This window comes from Brachybacterium sp. AG952 (genome assembly GCF_004362645.1).
GTDB classification, from domain to species: domain Bacteria; phylum Actinomycetota; class Actinomycetes; order Actinomycetales; family Dermabacteraceae; genus Brachybacterium; species Brachybacterium conglomeratum.
Window position 1 is genome coordinate 197,344 of sequence record NZ_SNXV01000003.1, and the last position, 14,493, is coordinate 211,836.

8 protein-coding genes are annotated in these 14,493 nt (G+C 73.8%); 4 read left to right on the forward strand and 4 right to left on the reverse strand.

Annotated elements, in window-relative coordinates:
- Positions 1-88: 88 nt before the first annotated feature.
- Positions 89-427 (reverse strand): SDR family oxidoreductase, encoded by a 339-nt coding sequence (locus DEU31_RS09190; protein ID WP_133676891.1) that lies wholly within the window; start codon positions 425-427, stop codon positions 89-91.
- Positions 428-448: 21 nt separating this feature from the next.
- On the reverse strand, positions 449-1,480 hold the full coding sequence (locus DEU31_RS09195) for an NAD(P)-dependent alcohol dehydrogenase (RefSeq protein ID WP_133676892.1): 1,032 nt from the start codon (positions 1,478-1,480) through the stop codon (positions 449-451).
- 483 nt (positions 1,481-1,963) lie between these two features.
- Here DEU31_RS09195 and DEU31_RS09200 point away from each other — a divergent pair, with 483 nt between their 5' ends.
- The 3 genes from DEU31_RS09200 (at position 1,964) to DEU31_RS09210 (ending at position 8,106) form a co-directional block, all read left to right on the forward strand.
- Positions 1,964-2,791, forward strand: coding sequence for a hypothetical protein (locus DEU31_RS09200; RefSeq protein ID WP_010551550.1), 828 nt, complete (start codon positions 1,964-1,966; stop codon positions 2,789-2,791).
- Entirely contained in the window at positions 2,791-4,572 is a 1,782-nt protein-coding gene (locus tag DEU31_RS09205; protein ID WP_133676893.1) for a DNA polymerase Y family protein, read from the forward strand. Before DEU31_RS09200 ends, DEU31_RS09205 begins: the two co-directional genes overlap by 1 nt.
- A gap of 108 nt (positions 4,573-4,680) precedes the next feature.
- Positions 4,681-8,106: an error-prone DNA polymerase gene (locus DEU31_RS09210; RefSeq protein ID WP_133676894.1), complete on the forward strand. Its 3,426-nt coding sequence runs from the start codon at positions 4,681-4,683 to the stop codon at positions 8,104-8,106.
- A gap of 6 nt (positions 8,107-8,112) precedes the next feature.
- On the opposite strand, the gene DEU31_RS09215 is transcribed toward DEU31_RS09210, so the two are convergent.
- Together DEU31_RS09215 and DEU31_RS09220 are read right to left on the reverse strand one after the other, a co-directional pair.
- On the reverse strand, positions 8,113-10,860 hold the full coding sequence (locus DEU31_RS09215) for a YhgE/Pip domain-containing protein (protein WP_133676895.1): 2,748 nt from the start codon (positions 10,858-10,860) through the stop codon (positions 8,113-8,115).
- Positions 10,857-13,622: an MMPL family transporter gene (locus DEU31_RS09220; RefSeq protein ID WP_133676896.1), complete on the reverse strand. Its 2,766-nt coding sequence runs from the start codon at positions 13,620-13,622 to the stop codon at positions 10,857-10,859. Before DEU31_RS09220 ends, DEU31_RS09215 begins: the two co-directional genes overlap by 4 nt.
- 165 nt (positions 13,623-13,787) lie before the next feature.
- On the opposite strand from DEU31_RS09220, the gene DEU31_RS09225 reads away from it, so the two are divergent.
- Positions 13,788-14,453 carry a TetR/AcrR family transcriptional regulator gene (locus DEU31_RS09225; RefSeq protein WP_010551545.1) on the forward strand — a complete coding sequence of 222 codons (666 nt, stop codon included), beginning with the start codon at positions 13,788-13,790 and terminating at the stop codon, positions 14,451-14,453.
- Positions 14,454-14,493 lie beyond the last annotated feature (40 nt).

Consider the following 14,493-nt stretch of genomic DNA (forward strand, 5'->3'; position numbering starts at 1 on the left):
GTTCGGCAGGCGACCGTCCCAGGCGGCGGCCGGTTCCTCGCCGACGACCGCGCTCCGCGTCCGGGGATCGATCGTGCCGGCTCCGGACTCAGACCCCGCCGGCTGCGCGATTGGTCGTCCCCGCGACGTAGCCGGCGTCCGCTGAGAGCGCGAACGCGATGACCGAGGCAATCTCCTCGGGCCGACCTACCCGGCCCATCGGATGCATGCGCGCGATCCTCTCGGGCCTTCCAGGTTCTCCTGCGTCGGCATGCACCTGCGTGTCGACGGTCCCGGGCGCCACCCCGATGACCCTGATCCCGCGCGGTGCGACCTCGATCGCGAGTCCCTTGGTGAGGGCTTCCACCCCCGCTTTCGCGGCTGCGTAGTGCACGTACTCCCCGGGCGCTCCCGTGGTGGCCGCTCCGGAGGAGACGTTGACGAGCACGCCGCCGGAGCTGCCCCGTCCTTACAGCGCGATCTGGATCTTCACATCCGTCGGCCGGCCCTCGAGGAACCGCTCGAAGGCGGCGACCGAGTCGTCGAAGGCGAAGGTCACGCTGACGAAGGGGGAGAGGTCCACGGCGTCGCTCGCGGCGAGGTCGATCGCCTTCTGGTGCACGTTCGCGTAGCGGAACACCGTCTCGAGCGAGATGCCGCGGCTCTGGGCGGTGGCGATGTCGAAGGGCACCGGATCCACCGGCATGCCCACCAGGACGATCCGCCCGCCCGGCGCGGGCAGCGACCACAGGGCCTTGTACGCGGGGGCGGCGCCGGTCGCCTCGAAGACGACCTGCGGGCCCCATCCGCCGGTCGCGTCGCGCACCGTCTCGCCGAGGTCCTGCTGGGTGGCGTCGACGGTGACGATGCCGTCGATCCCGTCGAGCAGCGCGAGCTTCTCCGGCAGGACGTCGGAGATGAAGACGGTGCTGGCACCGCCGGCGAGCGCGGCGAGCGCGGTCATGATCCCGATGGTGCCGGCGCCGACCACTGCGGCGACGTCGCCGGGGGAGATCTCCGCCTTGGTCGCGGCGAACATGCCCACGGCGAAGGGCTCGATCAGCGCGCCCTCGGCGAAGCTCATCGACTCCGGGAGTTTGTACGTGTAGGCGGCGGGGTGGAGCACCTCGTCGGCCAGGCAGCCGTGCACGGGCGGGGTCGCCCAGAACTCGACGCCCGGGTCGACGTTGTAGTTGCCCTCCTTGACCGCGCGGGAGGTGGGGTCCGGCACGCCCGGCTCCATGACCACGCGGTCGCCGACGGCGAGGTCCGTGACGCCCTCGCCCACCTCGAGCACGGTGCCGGCGCCCTCGTGACCGAGGATCATCGGCGCCTCGACGACGAACGGGCCGATCTTCCCGTCGGTCCAGTAGTGCACGTCCGAGGCGCAGATGCCGACCGTGTGCATCGCGATCCTCACCTGACCGGGGCCGGGAGCGCCGGGCGCCTCGACCTCCTCGATCGACATCCGGTTCTTCTCGTGCAGCACCAGCGCTCGCATCCCAGTCCTCTCCTTCGATGTGCGGTCCGTCTCATGATCGCAGAGACGCGGCGGGGGAGGAGGGGAGGTCCGACGACGGACAGAGCGCCTCCCACTCCGTCCTGTCCTGCCACCCCCGAGGGACAGGTGCATGTGTTTGTTTTTCCACGTACATCATGTCCATCACGTACGCGCACGTCGTGCCGGACACTCCCGTCCGTTCCCGCACCCGTCGCCTCGGCGCCCCCATCGCTCCGGGTGCTGTCGCGCACCTCGAGCACGACGACGGGGCCCAGTGCGGCGGGAATGTGTCACGCGAGACCCAGCCCGGGACCCCGCCCGTTCCGCCCGCCCCTCGTCTGTCACACCCCTCCTCGAGGCTTCGTATACACGTTCGATGTCACGACCTGGGCGCCTTGAGCGCCACCCCGCCGAGGCGTACAGTTCGAACCCCTGTTCGAACAGGAATGCGAAGAAACGGCGAGGGCCGGAAGGAGGAGCGCGATGGGCACCGCCCTGCAGATCGAGGACCGCGAGGAGCGGCTGTCCCGGGCCCGGGCCGCGCTCGGGGCGGCCGAGCGCTCCGCCGCCCGCTGGGGCGGACGGATCGACCGCACCGCGCTGCAGCCCTCAGCGCGCCCCGTCTCCGAGGCCGAGGACGACGGGCTCGGCGCCCGCCTGTCGGTCCCGGGGCCGCTCCGGACGCTGTTCCCGCGCGGGAGCCTGCGCGCCGGCAGCTCCGTGGCGCTCGAGGGCGCCGCGAGCACCTCGCTGCTGCTGTCCCTCGCGGTCGCCGCGGCGGGGGAGGACTCCTGGTGCGCGATCGCCGGGATGCCCGATCTGGGGCTGCGCTCCGCGATGGACGCGGGCCTGGATCCCTGCCGCCTCGCCCTCGCCGCGGCGGACGGCGAGCAGCGTCCCCAGGTGCTCTCCGCTCTCGCCGACGGGGTGGGCGTGCTCGTGCTCGGCCCCGACCTGGACCTCGCCCCGGCGCTCTGGCGCAGCCTGCTGGGCCGGGCCCGCACCGCCGACACCCTCGTCCTCGCCGCCGCCCCGCCCGGCCGCGCCGACCTCACGCTGCGCTCCACCGCTCGGGGATGGTCCGGCCTCGGCCAGGGCTCGGGACGACTGCGTCGGCGCCGTCTCGAGATCACCGCCGAGGGCCGCGGCATCGCCGGTCACCGGTCGGCCGAGGTGCTGCTGCCGCAGGTGGACGGGATGCTCGCAGCGGTTCCCGCCGGTGCGTCGGCGGGGGCTGCGGCCCGTCCGGCGGCGGTCTCGGAGCGGCGTCCGGCGATGCAGCTCCTGCCGAGCGTGCGGAGGGCCGGGTGATGAGCGTGCACGCCCCCGCCGACCTCCACGCCCCCGCCGCGGCCGGCCCCGCTGCTGTCGACGCCGTCACCGCCCGGGCGACCCGCACCGTCGCGGTGACCGTCCCGGACTGGCCGCTGCTGGCCGCGCTGGACCGCCACCAGCGACGCCTCGAGGCCGCCGCAGGGGAGGAGGACGCCCCCGCGCCGGTCCCGCTCGATCTCGCCGCCGTCCCGGTGATCCTTCTCGACCAGCACCGCGTCACCCATGCCGGCGCCGCCGCCCTCGAGGCCGGGGTGCGCCCGGGGATGACGCGTCGCGCCGCCCGGGCCGCCTGTCCCGAGGCGCTCGTGCTGGAGGCCGACCGCGAGCAGGAGACCGCGCTGTTCGAGCTGGTCGCCGCCGCGGTGGACACGATCGCGGCCGGGGTGGACGTGCTGCGCCCCGGGGTGCTGCTGATGTCCGCCCGGGGGCCGTCCCGCCACCAGGGCGGGGAGGGGCGACTCGCCGAGCGGATCCTCGACGCGGTCGCCGACCTCACCGGCTGGGACTGCGCCGTCGGGATCGCCGACGGTCCCTTCGCTGCACTGCTCGCCTCCGGGCCGGGCCGGATCGTGCACGAGGGCCGCAGCGCCGACTACCTCGCCCCGCACCCGATCCAGGCCCTGCGCAGCGCGCCCGTCGGCCCCGGCTGGGGCCATCGCGGTCAGCCCTCGGCCGCCCGCCCCGAACGACGCCTCGACCTCGCCGAGACGGTCGATCTGCTGCAGCGGCTCGGGATCACGACCCTCGGTGATCTCGCCGCACTGCCCTCGGCCGCGGTCGCCGACCGCTTCGGCCCGGACGTCGCGACGCTGCACCTGCTCGCGCGCGGGCAGGAGCCCGCGCCGCCCGCCGCGCACCATCCCACCCAGCCGCTGCTGGCCGAGACGACGCTGGAGACCCCGCTGGTGCGCACCGACCAGGCGGCCTTCATCGCGCGTCCGCTGGCCGAGCAGCTGCACGCGATGCTGGTCGAACGAGGGCTGGTGTGCACCAGGCTGCGGATCGTGGCCCGCACCGAGGGCGGCGAGGAGATGGAGCGCACCTGGCGGCACGACGGGGCGCTGACCGTCGCCGACGTCGTGGATCGCATCCGCTGGCAGTGCGACGGCTGGATCACCCGGGCGCGACTCGGCGGTCCTGCGACCGGGGCGATCACCCGGATCGGGCTGCACCCTCTGCAGCTGGCCCCGGCGGGGGAGAACGCGCCCGCGCTGTGGGGCAGCGCCGGGGAGGCGGCGCAGCGGGCCTCCCGTGCGCTCGCCCGCGCGCAGGGCCTGGCGGGGGAGGAGGCGGTGCAGGTCCCGGCCCTCGTCGGGGGGAGGCTGCTGGCCGACGAGGTCGCCCTGGTGCCCTGGCGCAGCGAGAAGCCCGAACGGCGCGAGGGCCCCTGGCCCGGCGCCCTGCCCCGCCCGGTGCCCGCGACCGTGTTCCGCGACCCGCCCGCAGTGCGGCTCGAGGACGCCGCGGGCCGTCCCGTCGTGGTCACCGCCCGTGGTCTGCTGAGCGGCGCGCCGGCCCGCCTGCTCGTCCTCGCCTCGGGCGCGCCGGCGCTGCAGCGGGCAGGGCTGCGCGCCGGCTCCGGCTGCCAGGTGCTCGCCCATGCCGCCCCCGTCGTGCTCGACGAGCGCTGGTGGGCGCGGGACGGCAGGCGCGCCGCGCGCCTGCAGCTCGTGGTGCGCGGAGCGAGCGCCGAGGAGGTCGCCGTGCTCGCCCTGTCCCGGGCAGGGGAGTGGACACTGGAGGGGCTCTATGACTAGCGCGACGTGCTGCGAGGAACGAGCGGCAGGAGCGCAGTCGGAAAGCACCGTTGAGGCGACGTGCTGCGAGCAACGAGCGGCAGGAGCGCAGCGAGGGAGTGCCGACTGATGGCCCGCTGGTTCCTGGGTCCGCCCGCGTGGAAGGATCTCGAGGCGGTCCTCTCGGACCGTCCCGCCGAGCTGGTCTCCCCGCCGATCGTCGTCGAGCACACCGGGAAGCAGGTGGAGGATCCGTACCGTCCTGCCCGTCACGTCGAGTACGCGGAGCTGCACGCCCACTCCCACTTCAGCTTCCTCGACGGCGCCTCCAGCCCCGAGGACATGGCCATCCAGGCGGCCCGGCTCGGACTCGGCGCGATCGCGCTGGTGGACCACGACGGGCTGCCCGGGGTGGTGCAGGCGGCGAAGGCCGCGGCCGAGGCGGGGATCGCGACCGTGTTCGGCGCCGAGCTGACCCTCGGCCTCGAGCCCGGGGCCGAGACCGCGAGCAGCACCCCCGTGATCTCCGCACCCCGCACCGGGACGCCCGACCCCGAGGGGGAGCACCTGCTGGTGCTGGTGCGGGACGAGGCCGGGTACCGCCGGCTCTCCGCCGCGATCGCCCGCGCCCACCTGGGCAGCGGGCAGAAGGCCGCGCCCCGCTACCGTCTCGCCGAGCTGTCGCGGATCGCCCGGGAGGGGCACTGGCTGATCCTCACCGGCTGCCGCAAGGGCGCCGTGCCCCGGGCCGCGAGCGCGCGCCTGGCCGAGGGCGACCTCGAAGGCGCCGCGCATGCCGCCGCGGAGCAGATCGCGCGTCTGGTGGAGCTGTTCGGTCCCGGGAACGTCGCCGTCGAGCTGATCGTCGGCGGCGGGGGAGAGGCCGACGAGCTCCACGACGCGCTCGCCCAGGGCGCCCGCCTGGTGCGCGAGTCGCACGGGCTGGATGCGATCTCGCTGCCGCTGGTGGCGAGCACGAACGCGCACTACGCCCGCCCCTCGGACAAGCGCCTGGCCGACACCCACGCCGCCCTGCGCGCCGGGGGATCGCTGGAGAGCACCGACCCCCATCTCGCCTCCCGGCCCGCGCACCTGCGCAGCGGGGAGGAGATGGCGCAGCTGCTGCCCCGCTATCCCGCCGCGATCGCGCACGCCGCACAGCTGGGCCGGGACTGCGCCCTGGACCTGCGCCTGCTCGCCCCAGATCTGCCGCCCTTCCCCGTCCCCGCCGGGCACGACGAGGCGAGCTGGTTGGTGGAGCTGGTGGAGATCGAGGGGCGCGAGCGCTACGGGCCGCGGCCCGCACCGGGCCTTCCCGAGAAGATCCCCGGGGCGTGGGCGCAGATCGACCACGAGCTGAAGGTCATCACCGACCTGCACTTCCCCGGCTACTTCCTGATCGTCCACGAGCTCGTCGACTTCTGCGCAGGGGAGGGGATCCTCGCCCAGGGCCGCGGCTCCGCCGCCAACAGCGCGGTCTGCTACGCGCTGGGGATCACGGCGGTCGAGCCCGTCGGCCACGAGCTGCTGTTCGAGCGGTTCCTCGCCCCGGAGCGGGACGGCCCGCCGGACATCGACATCGACATCGCCTCGGACCGCCGGGAGGAGGTGATCCAGCACGTCTACGAGCGCTACGGGAGGGAGAACGCCGCGCAGGTCGCCAACGTCATCACCTACCGGGCGAAGCTCGCGGTGCGCGACGCGGCGAGGGCGCTCGGCTACGACCCCGGCGCGCAGGACGCCTTCGCCAAGCGGATCGAGCGCTCCTTCTCCTCGCTGAAGGACGCGGACGTGCCGGAGGACGTGATCGCCCTCGCCCAGCAGCTGCGGGACGCACCGCGCCACCTCGGCATCCACTCCGGCGGGATGGTCCTCGCCGACCGGCCCGTGATCGAGGTGTGCCCGGTGCAGTGGGCGGCGATGGCGGACCGCTCCGTGCTGCAGTGGGACAAGGACGACTGCGCCGATGCGGGCCTGGTGAAGTTCGACCTGCTGGGCCTCGGGATGCTCACGGCGCTCGACCATGCGCTGAAGATCGTCGCCGAGCACCACGGCCAGCACTTCGAGCTGCGCACCCTGCCGCAGGAGGACCCGGCCGTCTACGACATGCTCTGCGCCGGGGACAGCGTGGGCGTGTTCCAGGTCGAGTCCCGCGCGCAGATCTCCACCCTGCCGCGGCTGAGGCCGCGGGTGTTCTACGACCTCGTCGTCGAGGTGGCGCTGATCCGGCCCGGCCCCATCCAGGGCGGGTCCGTCCACCCCTACATCCGCCGCCGCGCCGGCGAGGAGGAGGTCACCTACCTGCACCCGAAGCTGAAGAAGTCCCTGGGCCGCACGCTCGGGATCCCGCTGTTCCAGGAGCAGCTGATGCAGATGGTGGTCGACGTCGCCGACTTCACCCCCGCCCAGGCGGACCAGCTGCGCCGCGCCATGGGCTCCAAGCGCTCCACCCAGAAGATGCTCGAGCTGTCCGATGCGCTGTTCGAGGGGATGGCCCGCCACGGCATCACCGGGGAGGACGCCGAGGCGATCCACCGCAAGCTCCTCGCCTTCGCCAACTACGGCTTCCCCGAGTCGCACGCCTACTCCTTCGCGTATCTCGTCTACGCGAGCTCCTATCTCAAGTGCCACTACCCGGCCGCGTTCACCGCCGCGCTGCTGCGCTCCCAGCCGATGGGCTTCTACTCCCCGCAGTCCCTGATCGCCGACGCCCGACGGCACGGCGTGCTCACCCACGGCCCGGACGTGCTCGCCTCCCGCGCCCGCACCGACCTGGAGACCGACGAGGAGCACGTCGGCTACCGGCTCGAGACCCCGGGGGAGCAGGTGCAGGGGGAGCGGGCCGCGAGCGGCCCCGCGATCCGGCTGGGCCTGGACCAGGTGCGCGGCATCTCCACCGAGACCGCCGAGCAGATCGTCGCCGAGCGGGAGCGCGGCGGCCCCTTCGCCTCCGTCCCGGACCTGGCGCGGAGGGTGCGCCTGACCGCCCGTCAGCTCGAGGCGCTCGCGACCGCGGGGGCGCTGGACCGCCTCGCGAGCTCGCGCCGGCAGGCGCTGTGGGCGGCGGGCGCCGCCGCGCAGGAGTCCCCGGACACGCTCCCGCACCTCGCCGTCGGCGCCGAGGCGCCGATGCTGCCGGGGATGAGCGATGCGGAGCTCGCCACCGCCGACGCCTGGGCCACCGGGATCACCCTCGCGGACCATCCGATGGCGCTGGTGCGGGAGCGGATGACGGCCGACGGGGTGCTCTCGATCATCGGCACCCGGGAGGCGGAGGACGGCTCCCGGATCCACGTCGCCGGGGTGATCACGCACCGCCAGCGCCCCGCGACCGCCGGGAACGTCACCTTCCTCAGCCTCGAGGACGAGACCGGGATCCTCAACGTGGTCTGCTCCCAGGGGTTCTGGGTGCGGCACCGGGCCCTGCTGCGCACCGCGCGGGCGATCGTGCTGCGCGGCATCGTCGAGAACCGCACCGGCGCGGTGAACCTCGTCGCCGACGCGGTGGAGCCCCTGGACCTGGCCGCGGCGGGCCGGTCCAGGGACTTCCAGTAGGCGGGGTCAGGCCGCGGCGGGCACCGCGCCGACGACGCTCACGTGCGAGGAGCGTCGCGCGATCCTCGCCTTGCGCGAGGCCGCGAAGGTCACCAGCAGCGACACCGCCGCCCAGGCGAGGATCGCCAGCAGCGTCCCGGTGGTGCTGACCAGGCTGCCGCCGAGCGCCGCATGGACCAGGCCCTGGGTGACGATCGACAGCGGCATCAGCGAGCCCACAGACTGCAGCAGCTCGGGCGCCGTCTCGACGGGAACGATCCCCACCAGGGTCACCACCTGCAGCACCATCAGCACGATCGAGGCGATCCGCCCGATCCGGTCGCCGAGCACCGTCAGCAGCGCCTGGTGTAGCGCCGCGAACATCACCGCGCCCGCGAAGGCGACCACCCCCACCGACAGAGGCGAGACGGGGGAGATCCCGATCGCCGTGAGCACGGCGAGCACCGCGACGGTCTGCACCACCGCGATCAGCAGCGCCGGGGCGAGGGAGCGCAGCACCACCTTCCACATCGGCATCGCCCGGTCCAGCAGGCGACGCGAGAGCCCCGGCAGCAGCAGGAAGGTGCCGAAGGCGCCCAGCCACAGCGCGAGCGAGGTGACGAACGGGAAGGTCGCGGTGTCCGCGCCGTTCGCCTCGTTCTGCCGCTGCGCGTCGGTGCCGACGGGGGAGGCGGCCATCTCGCTCATGCGCTGGCGCTCGGCCTCGCTGTAGGAGGGCACGCCGTCGGCGCCCTCGCGCAGACCGCCGGCCAGCTCCTCGCTGCCCTCGGCGAGCTGCCCGGAGCCCTCGGCGAGCTCGTCGGTGCCGTCGGCGAGCTCGCCGGCCCCGTCCGCGAGCTGCTGGTTGCCGCCGGCGAGCTGGTCCGCGCCGGTGCCGAGCTGACCGGCGCCGAGCGCGAGCTCCTCGCTGCCGTCGGCGAGGTCGGAGGCCCCGTCGGCGGCGCCGCGCGTGCCCTCGGCGAGCTGGTCCGCGCCGCCGGCGAGCTGGTCGACGCCGTTCGCGTACTCGGTGAGCCCGTCGCGCAGACCGGTCACGCCGGTGACGAGCTCGCCGGCGCCGTCGGCGCTGGCGCGGGCGCCGGTGGCGAGCTGGTTCGCGGACTCGGTGAGGCCCGGGTTCTGGGCGGTGCCGTCCCCGGCGAAGGCCGTCTCGATCCCCTCGGCGTAGGTGACCATGCCCCCGGTGCCCTGGACGAGGCCGGGCTGCTGGTCGGTGCCGTTGATGCCGTCGGCGATCTGCTGGACGCCGTCGGCCGCGGCGGTCGCGCCCTCGCCGACGCCCTGCGCGGTCGCGGCGAGGCCCGGGTTCTGCGCGGTGCCGTCGCCGTCGACGACGGTGTACAGGCCCGAGCGGGCCTGGTCGACGCCGGCGACGTAGCCGGACATGCCCGTCGCCTGCTGGCACAGCGCCACGGCCTGGGGGTCCTCGGGATAGCGCTCGGCGAGATCGCAGGCGTTCGCCTGCATCGAGCCAGGAGCGGGCGCCTCGGCGGAACCGTCGCCGACGGCGAGAGCCGTCATGCCCGGGTTCTCCGCGGTGCCGTCGCCGTCCAGAGCTGTGTCCAGCCCGCCCGCGGCCTGGTCGACGCCGTCGGCGTAGGCGACCACGCCCTCGGCGGCCTGGGCGAGGCCGGGCTGGTCCTCGGTGCCGCGGAGCCCGTCGGCCGCCTGCTGGGCGCCCTGGCCGAGCTCGGTCACGCCCTGGTCCACCTGGCGGGCCGTGGGGGCGAGGCCCGGGTTCTGCTCCGTGCCGTCGCCCGCGAGCGCAGCGCCGGTCTGCTCGACGCCGCCGGCGAACTGCTCGAGGCCCGTGGCGAGCTGGTCGGCGCCGGCCTCGAGGCCGGGGTTCTCGGCGGTGCCGTCGCCCTCGACCCCGGCGGCGAGCTGCTCGACGCCGGTGAGCAGGCCCGGCTGCCCCTCGGCGCCGCGCATCCCGGTCTGCAGCTCCCCGATGCCGCCGGCGAGCTTCTCGCTGCCGGTGGCGAGGTCGTCGAGCCCGTCGGCGAGGGTGCGGCTGCCGTCGGCGGCCTGCCAGGTGCCGTCGGCGAAGGTCCACACGCCGCCCGAGAACTCTCGGGCGCCCTCGGCGGCCTCGGTGGTCCCGTCCGCTAGGGTGCGGGTGCCGCCGGCGAGCTCCTCCGTGCCGTCGGCGAGCTCGGAGGTGCCCCCGGCGAGCTCCTCGGCCCCGTCGGCCGCATCGGAGAAGCCGTCGCCGAGGTCGTTGAAGCCCACGTAGAGCTGGTCGAGGTACTGCTCCGCCATCTGCCCGCCCATGGTGTTCGCCGAGGCCTCGGCGACGGCGGTGCCCACCAGGGCGTTGATCTGGCCGCTCGCGTCGTTGGTGGTGACCTCGAGGATCGCCCGGGACGCCTCGGGCGTGCCGAGGGTGGCGAGGTGCTTCGAGAAGTCCTTCGGGATGACGACGACGGCCGAGTAGCTGCCGTCCTTCAGCCCCTCCTCGGCGTCCTCCTGGCTGGTCAGCTGCCAGTCGAAGCCGGTGGTCTCCGGGGCGTCCTGCCCCTCGACGGTGCCGGGCTGGGTGAGGGAGCCGGCGAGCAGGCGGCCGAAGGGCACGGTCTGCGTCTCTCCGTCCGCGTCGGTCACCTCCGCGCCCTCGTCGAGGTTGACCACAGCGGCGGGCACGGCGTCGAGCCGGTCCACGCGGCCGCTGAGCGCCCACATGCCCAGCGCCGCCACGAGCAGGGGCAGCACCAGGACGACGATCAGCGTGCGGGGGTGGGCGAGGCGCTTCATGCGAGAGCTCCTTCGGGGGTCTGGGCGGTGGAGCGCTGGACGGAGAGGGCGAGCATGCGGCGCGGGTCCCGCAGGGTCGCGTGGAGGCGGCGCTCGGCGTCGGTGGCGTGCTCGGCGCGGGAGCCGACCACGATCGTGGCCCCGCGGGCGAGGAGCGCGTCGAGGCGCTCGACGAGCGTGTCGTCGACGGACACGGCGGCGTGGGCGAGGTCCTCGAGCTCCTCGATCACGATCACGGAGCGGCCGACGCGCCGGCCGTCGATCTGCTCGAGGCGGCGCGCCACCGGGGCGTCCGCGCCGATCCAGTGGGCCTGGGCCTGCACGGCCCCGATGTCGTCGGGCGAGAGCCGGTCGTGGACGGCGAGGACGCCGGAGACCGGGGCGACGCGGCCGGCGACGAGGCCGAGGAAGGTCGCGCGGGCGGCGCTGTCAGGGGCGCGGACCACCAGCAGGGAGCCGGGGGCGACCGCACCGGTGAGCGGGCCGAGGGTCCCCTTCTCGCCGAGCAGGGGAGCGACCGTGTCCTCGAGGCGCAGCGAGTGCCGGCCGTTCTCCTCGGTCCAGTGCCTGTGCTCGAGGACCCCGGCCAGGCCCTCGCCCTCGACGTCGACGGTGGGCAGGAGACGGTCGAGCCAGCGCGGCAGCCACCAGGCGTGCCGGCCCAGCAGCGCGAGCACGGCGGGCACGAAGGTCATCCGCACCACGAAGGCGTCCACCAGCACGCCCACGGCGAGCGCCACCGCGATCGGCTGCAGCATGAACCAGCCCGAGGTCACGAAGCCCGCGAACACGGAGACCATGATCAGCGCGGCGGCGGTGACGACGGGGGCGTTGGCGGTGAAGCCGCGCTCGATCGAGTGCCTCGCGTCGCCGGTGTGCACGAACTCCTCGCGCATGCGGGAGACGAGGAAGACCTCGTAGTCCATCGCGAGCCCGAAGAGCACGCCCATCACCATGATCGGCATGAAGGAGACGACCGGCCCGTTGACGTCCACGAACAGCGGCTCGTTGAACCAGCCGTACTCGAACACCATCGAGGTGACGCCGAAGGCCGCGGCGACCGAGAAGAGATAGCCGACCGACGCCTTCAGCGGCACCCACAGGGAGCGGAAGACGAGCGTCAGCAGGATCAGGGACAGGCCGACGACGAACAGCGCGAAGGGCAGCAGCGCGGCGGAGAGCTTGTCGGTGACGTCGATCCCGATCGCGGTCGCGCCGGTGACGGTGACGTCGGAGATCGAGAGGTCCTCCTCCCAGCCCTCGGCGCTGTCGCGCAGATCGGCGACGAGGTCCTTGGTGGACTGCTCGGTGGGACCGCCCTCGGGGATCACGACCACCACGGCCATGTCGGCGCCCTGATTGGGGGTCGCCAGCTGGATCTCCTTGACGTGGTCGAGCTCGGAGATGTCGCTCTCGAGCTCCTCGACGACGCCGAGCGGATCGGTGGTGTTGATGATGTCGGCGGTGACCAGCAGCGGGCCGTTGTAGCCGGGGCCGAACTCCTCGGAGACGAGGTCGTAGGTGTCGCGCGCATCAGTGCCGACCGGCTCGGTGCCCAGGTCAGGCAGGGCCAGCTCGAGGTCCTTGATCGGGATCGCGAGCGCGCCGACGCCGATCACGACCGCCAGGATCGTCAGCGCGGGCATCTTGGTCACCAGGCGCACCCAGGTGCGGCCGAAGGAGCGGCGGGGGCGCTGCGCGGGGTCCGGCTCGGGCAGGGCGCCGTCGTTCTCGGCCATCAGGCGCCGGATCCTGCGGGGCCGCAGCCGCTCGCCGAGGATGCCCATCAGCGCCGGCAGCATGGTCAGCGCCACCACGACGGACAGCGCCACGGTCGCGGCCGCGGCGACGCCCATCACGGTGAGGAAGGGGATGCCGGTGATGAACAGTCCCACCAGCGCGATGATCACGGTGAGGCCGGCGAAGATGACGGCGCTGCCGGAGGTGGCCAGGGACTTGCCGATCGACTCGTGCACGTCGTCGCCCTGGGCGAGCTGGTCGCGGTGGCGGGAGAGGATGAACAGGGCGTAGTCGATGCCGACGGCGAGGCCGAGCATGGCGCCCAGCGCGGTGGTGACCGAGGGGATGTCCACCCCGGCGGAGAGCGCGACCAGCGCCAGCATCGACACGCCGACGCCGACGATCGCGGTGACGATCGGGATGAAGGCGGGGATCAGGGAGCGGAAGACGATCGCGAGGATGATCAGGGCGGCGATGATGCCGAAGACCTCGCCGGCGCCGAAGGGGACCTCCGCGCTCTGCAGCACCTGCCCGCCGAGGTGCGTCTCCAGGCTCGGCGTGCCCGCCTCCTCCACGAGCGAGCGGATCTCCTCGACGGAGCTCTCGGGGAAGGCGCCGGTCTGCCCCTCCATCTGGAACTGGGCGATGATCGCGGTGTCGTCGTCGGTGCGCGTGCCGGGGGAGAGGTCGTCGAAGGGGGAGGGGGCGGCCGCGACGCCCTCGACCTCGGCGATGTCCTCCATGAGGGCGTCGATCTCGTCCTGGTGCTGATCGACGCTCGAGCCGTTCTCGGTCACCAGCACGACCTGCCCGGCGGTGCCGCCCATCTCGGGGAAGCGGTTGGCGAGGGTGTCGATGCCGCGCTGCCCCTCGGTGCCGGGGATCTCGATGTCGGCGGTGAAGGTGCCGCCGAGGCCGACGGCGAGGCCGCCGACGATCACCAGCAGAGCGACCCAGGCACCGACGATCTTCCAGCGCAGGGAGGCCATCAGAAGGCCCAGACGGTACAGGGACGAGGACACGCGGCCTCCAGGACGAGCTCGGCACGAGGGCGACGACGGACCCCTGCTCGAGACGTCCGCGAATTCGATACGAAGATGTATCGATGGGATACTATCGGTCCCGCCGCACCCCCTTCCAACGGCGTCATCGCGTGAGACGCCTCTCAGTCGCGCATCCGAGGAGCCATGACCGATCTGTTCGAGCCGCTGCCCGAGTCCGCGGGCACGCGGCGCAAGGAGAACACCCGCGCCAAGCTCGTGCGCGCCTCGCTGGACGTCTTCGTCGAGAAGGGCATCGACGGCGCGACGGTCGACGACCTGGTGAAGGCGGCCGGATTCACGCGCGGCGCCTTCTACTCGAGCTTCTCGAGCAAGGAGGAGGTGTTCATCGCCCTGTTCGACGAGGTCACCGCCGAACTCATGGCGATTGCGAACAGCTCCGTGGAGAGCGCGGTCGCGGACGTCGAGGCCGACGAGAGCTGCTCGATCCTCGAGGCCGACGACGCGCAGGTGATGCTCGCGGTGTTCGAGGGGATCCGCCCCTTCGGCCGCCAGTGGTACCTGCTGTACTCCGACGCGATCGCCCGCTCCCTGCGCGACGAGGCCCTCCGTGCGGAGCTCGCCGAGCAGCGGGAGCGGATGCGGAACCAGATCGGGGCGCTCCTGACCACACGCCTGGAGGCCTCGGGGGAGCGGGCGCTGCTGCCCGTCGAGGACCTCGCCCAGCTGCTGATGGGCATCTTCATCGACCTGCTCGTGCGCGAGCAGCTGGAAGGACGGGACGTCACCCAGCTCGCGGCGACCACGATCCTGGGCACCCTGCGGGCCTTCATCGCCCCGAAGACGGACTGACCGCTTCGCAGCACTGCGCACCTTCCGCCCGTTTCGCCGC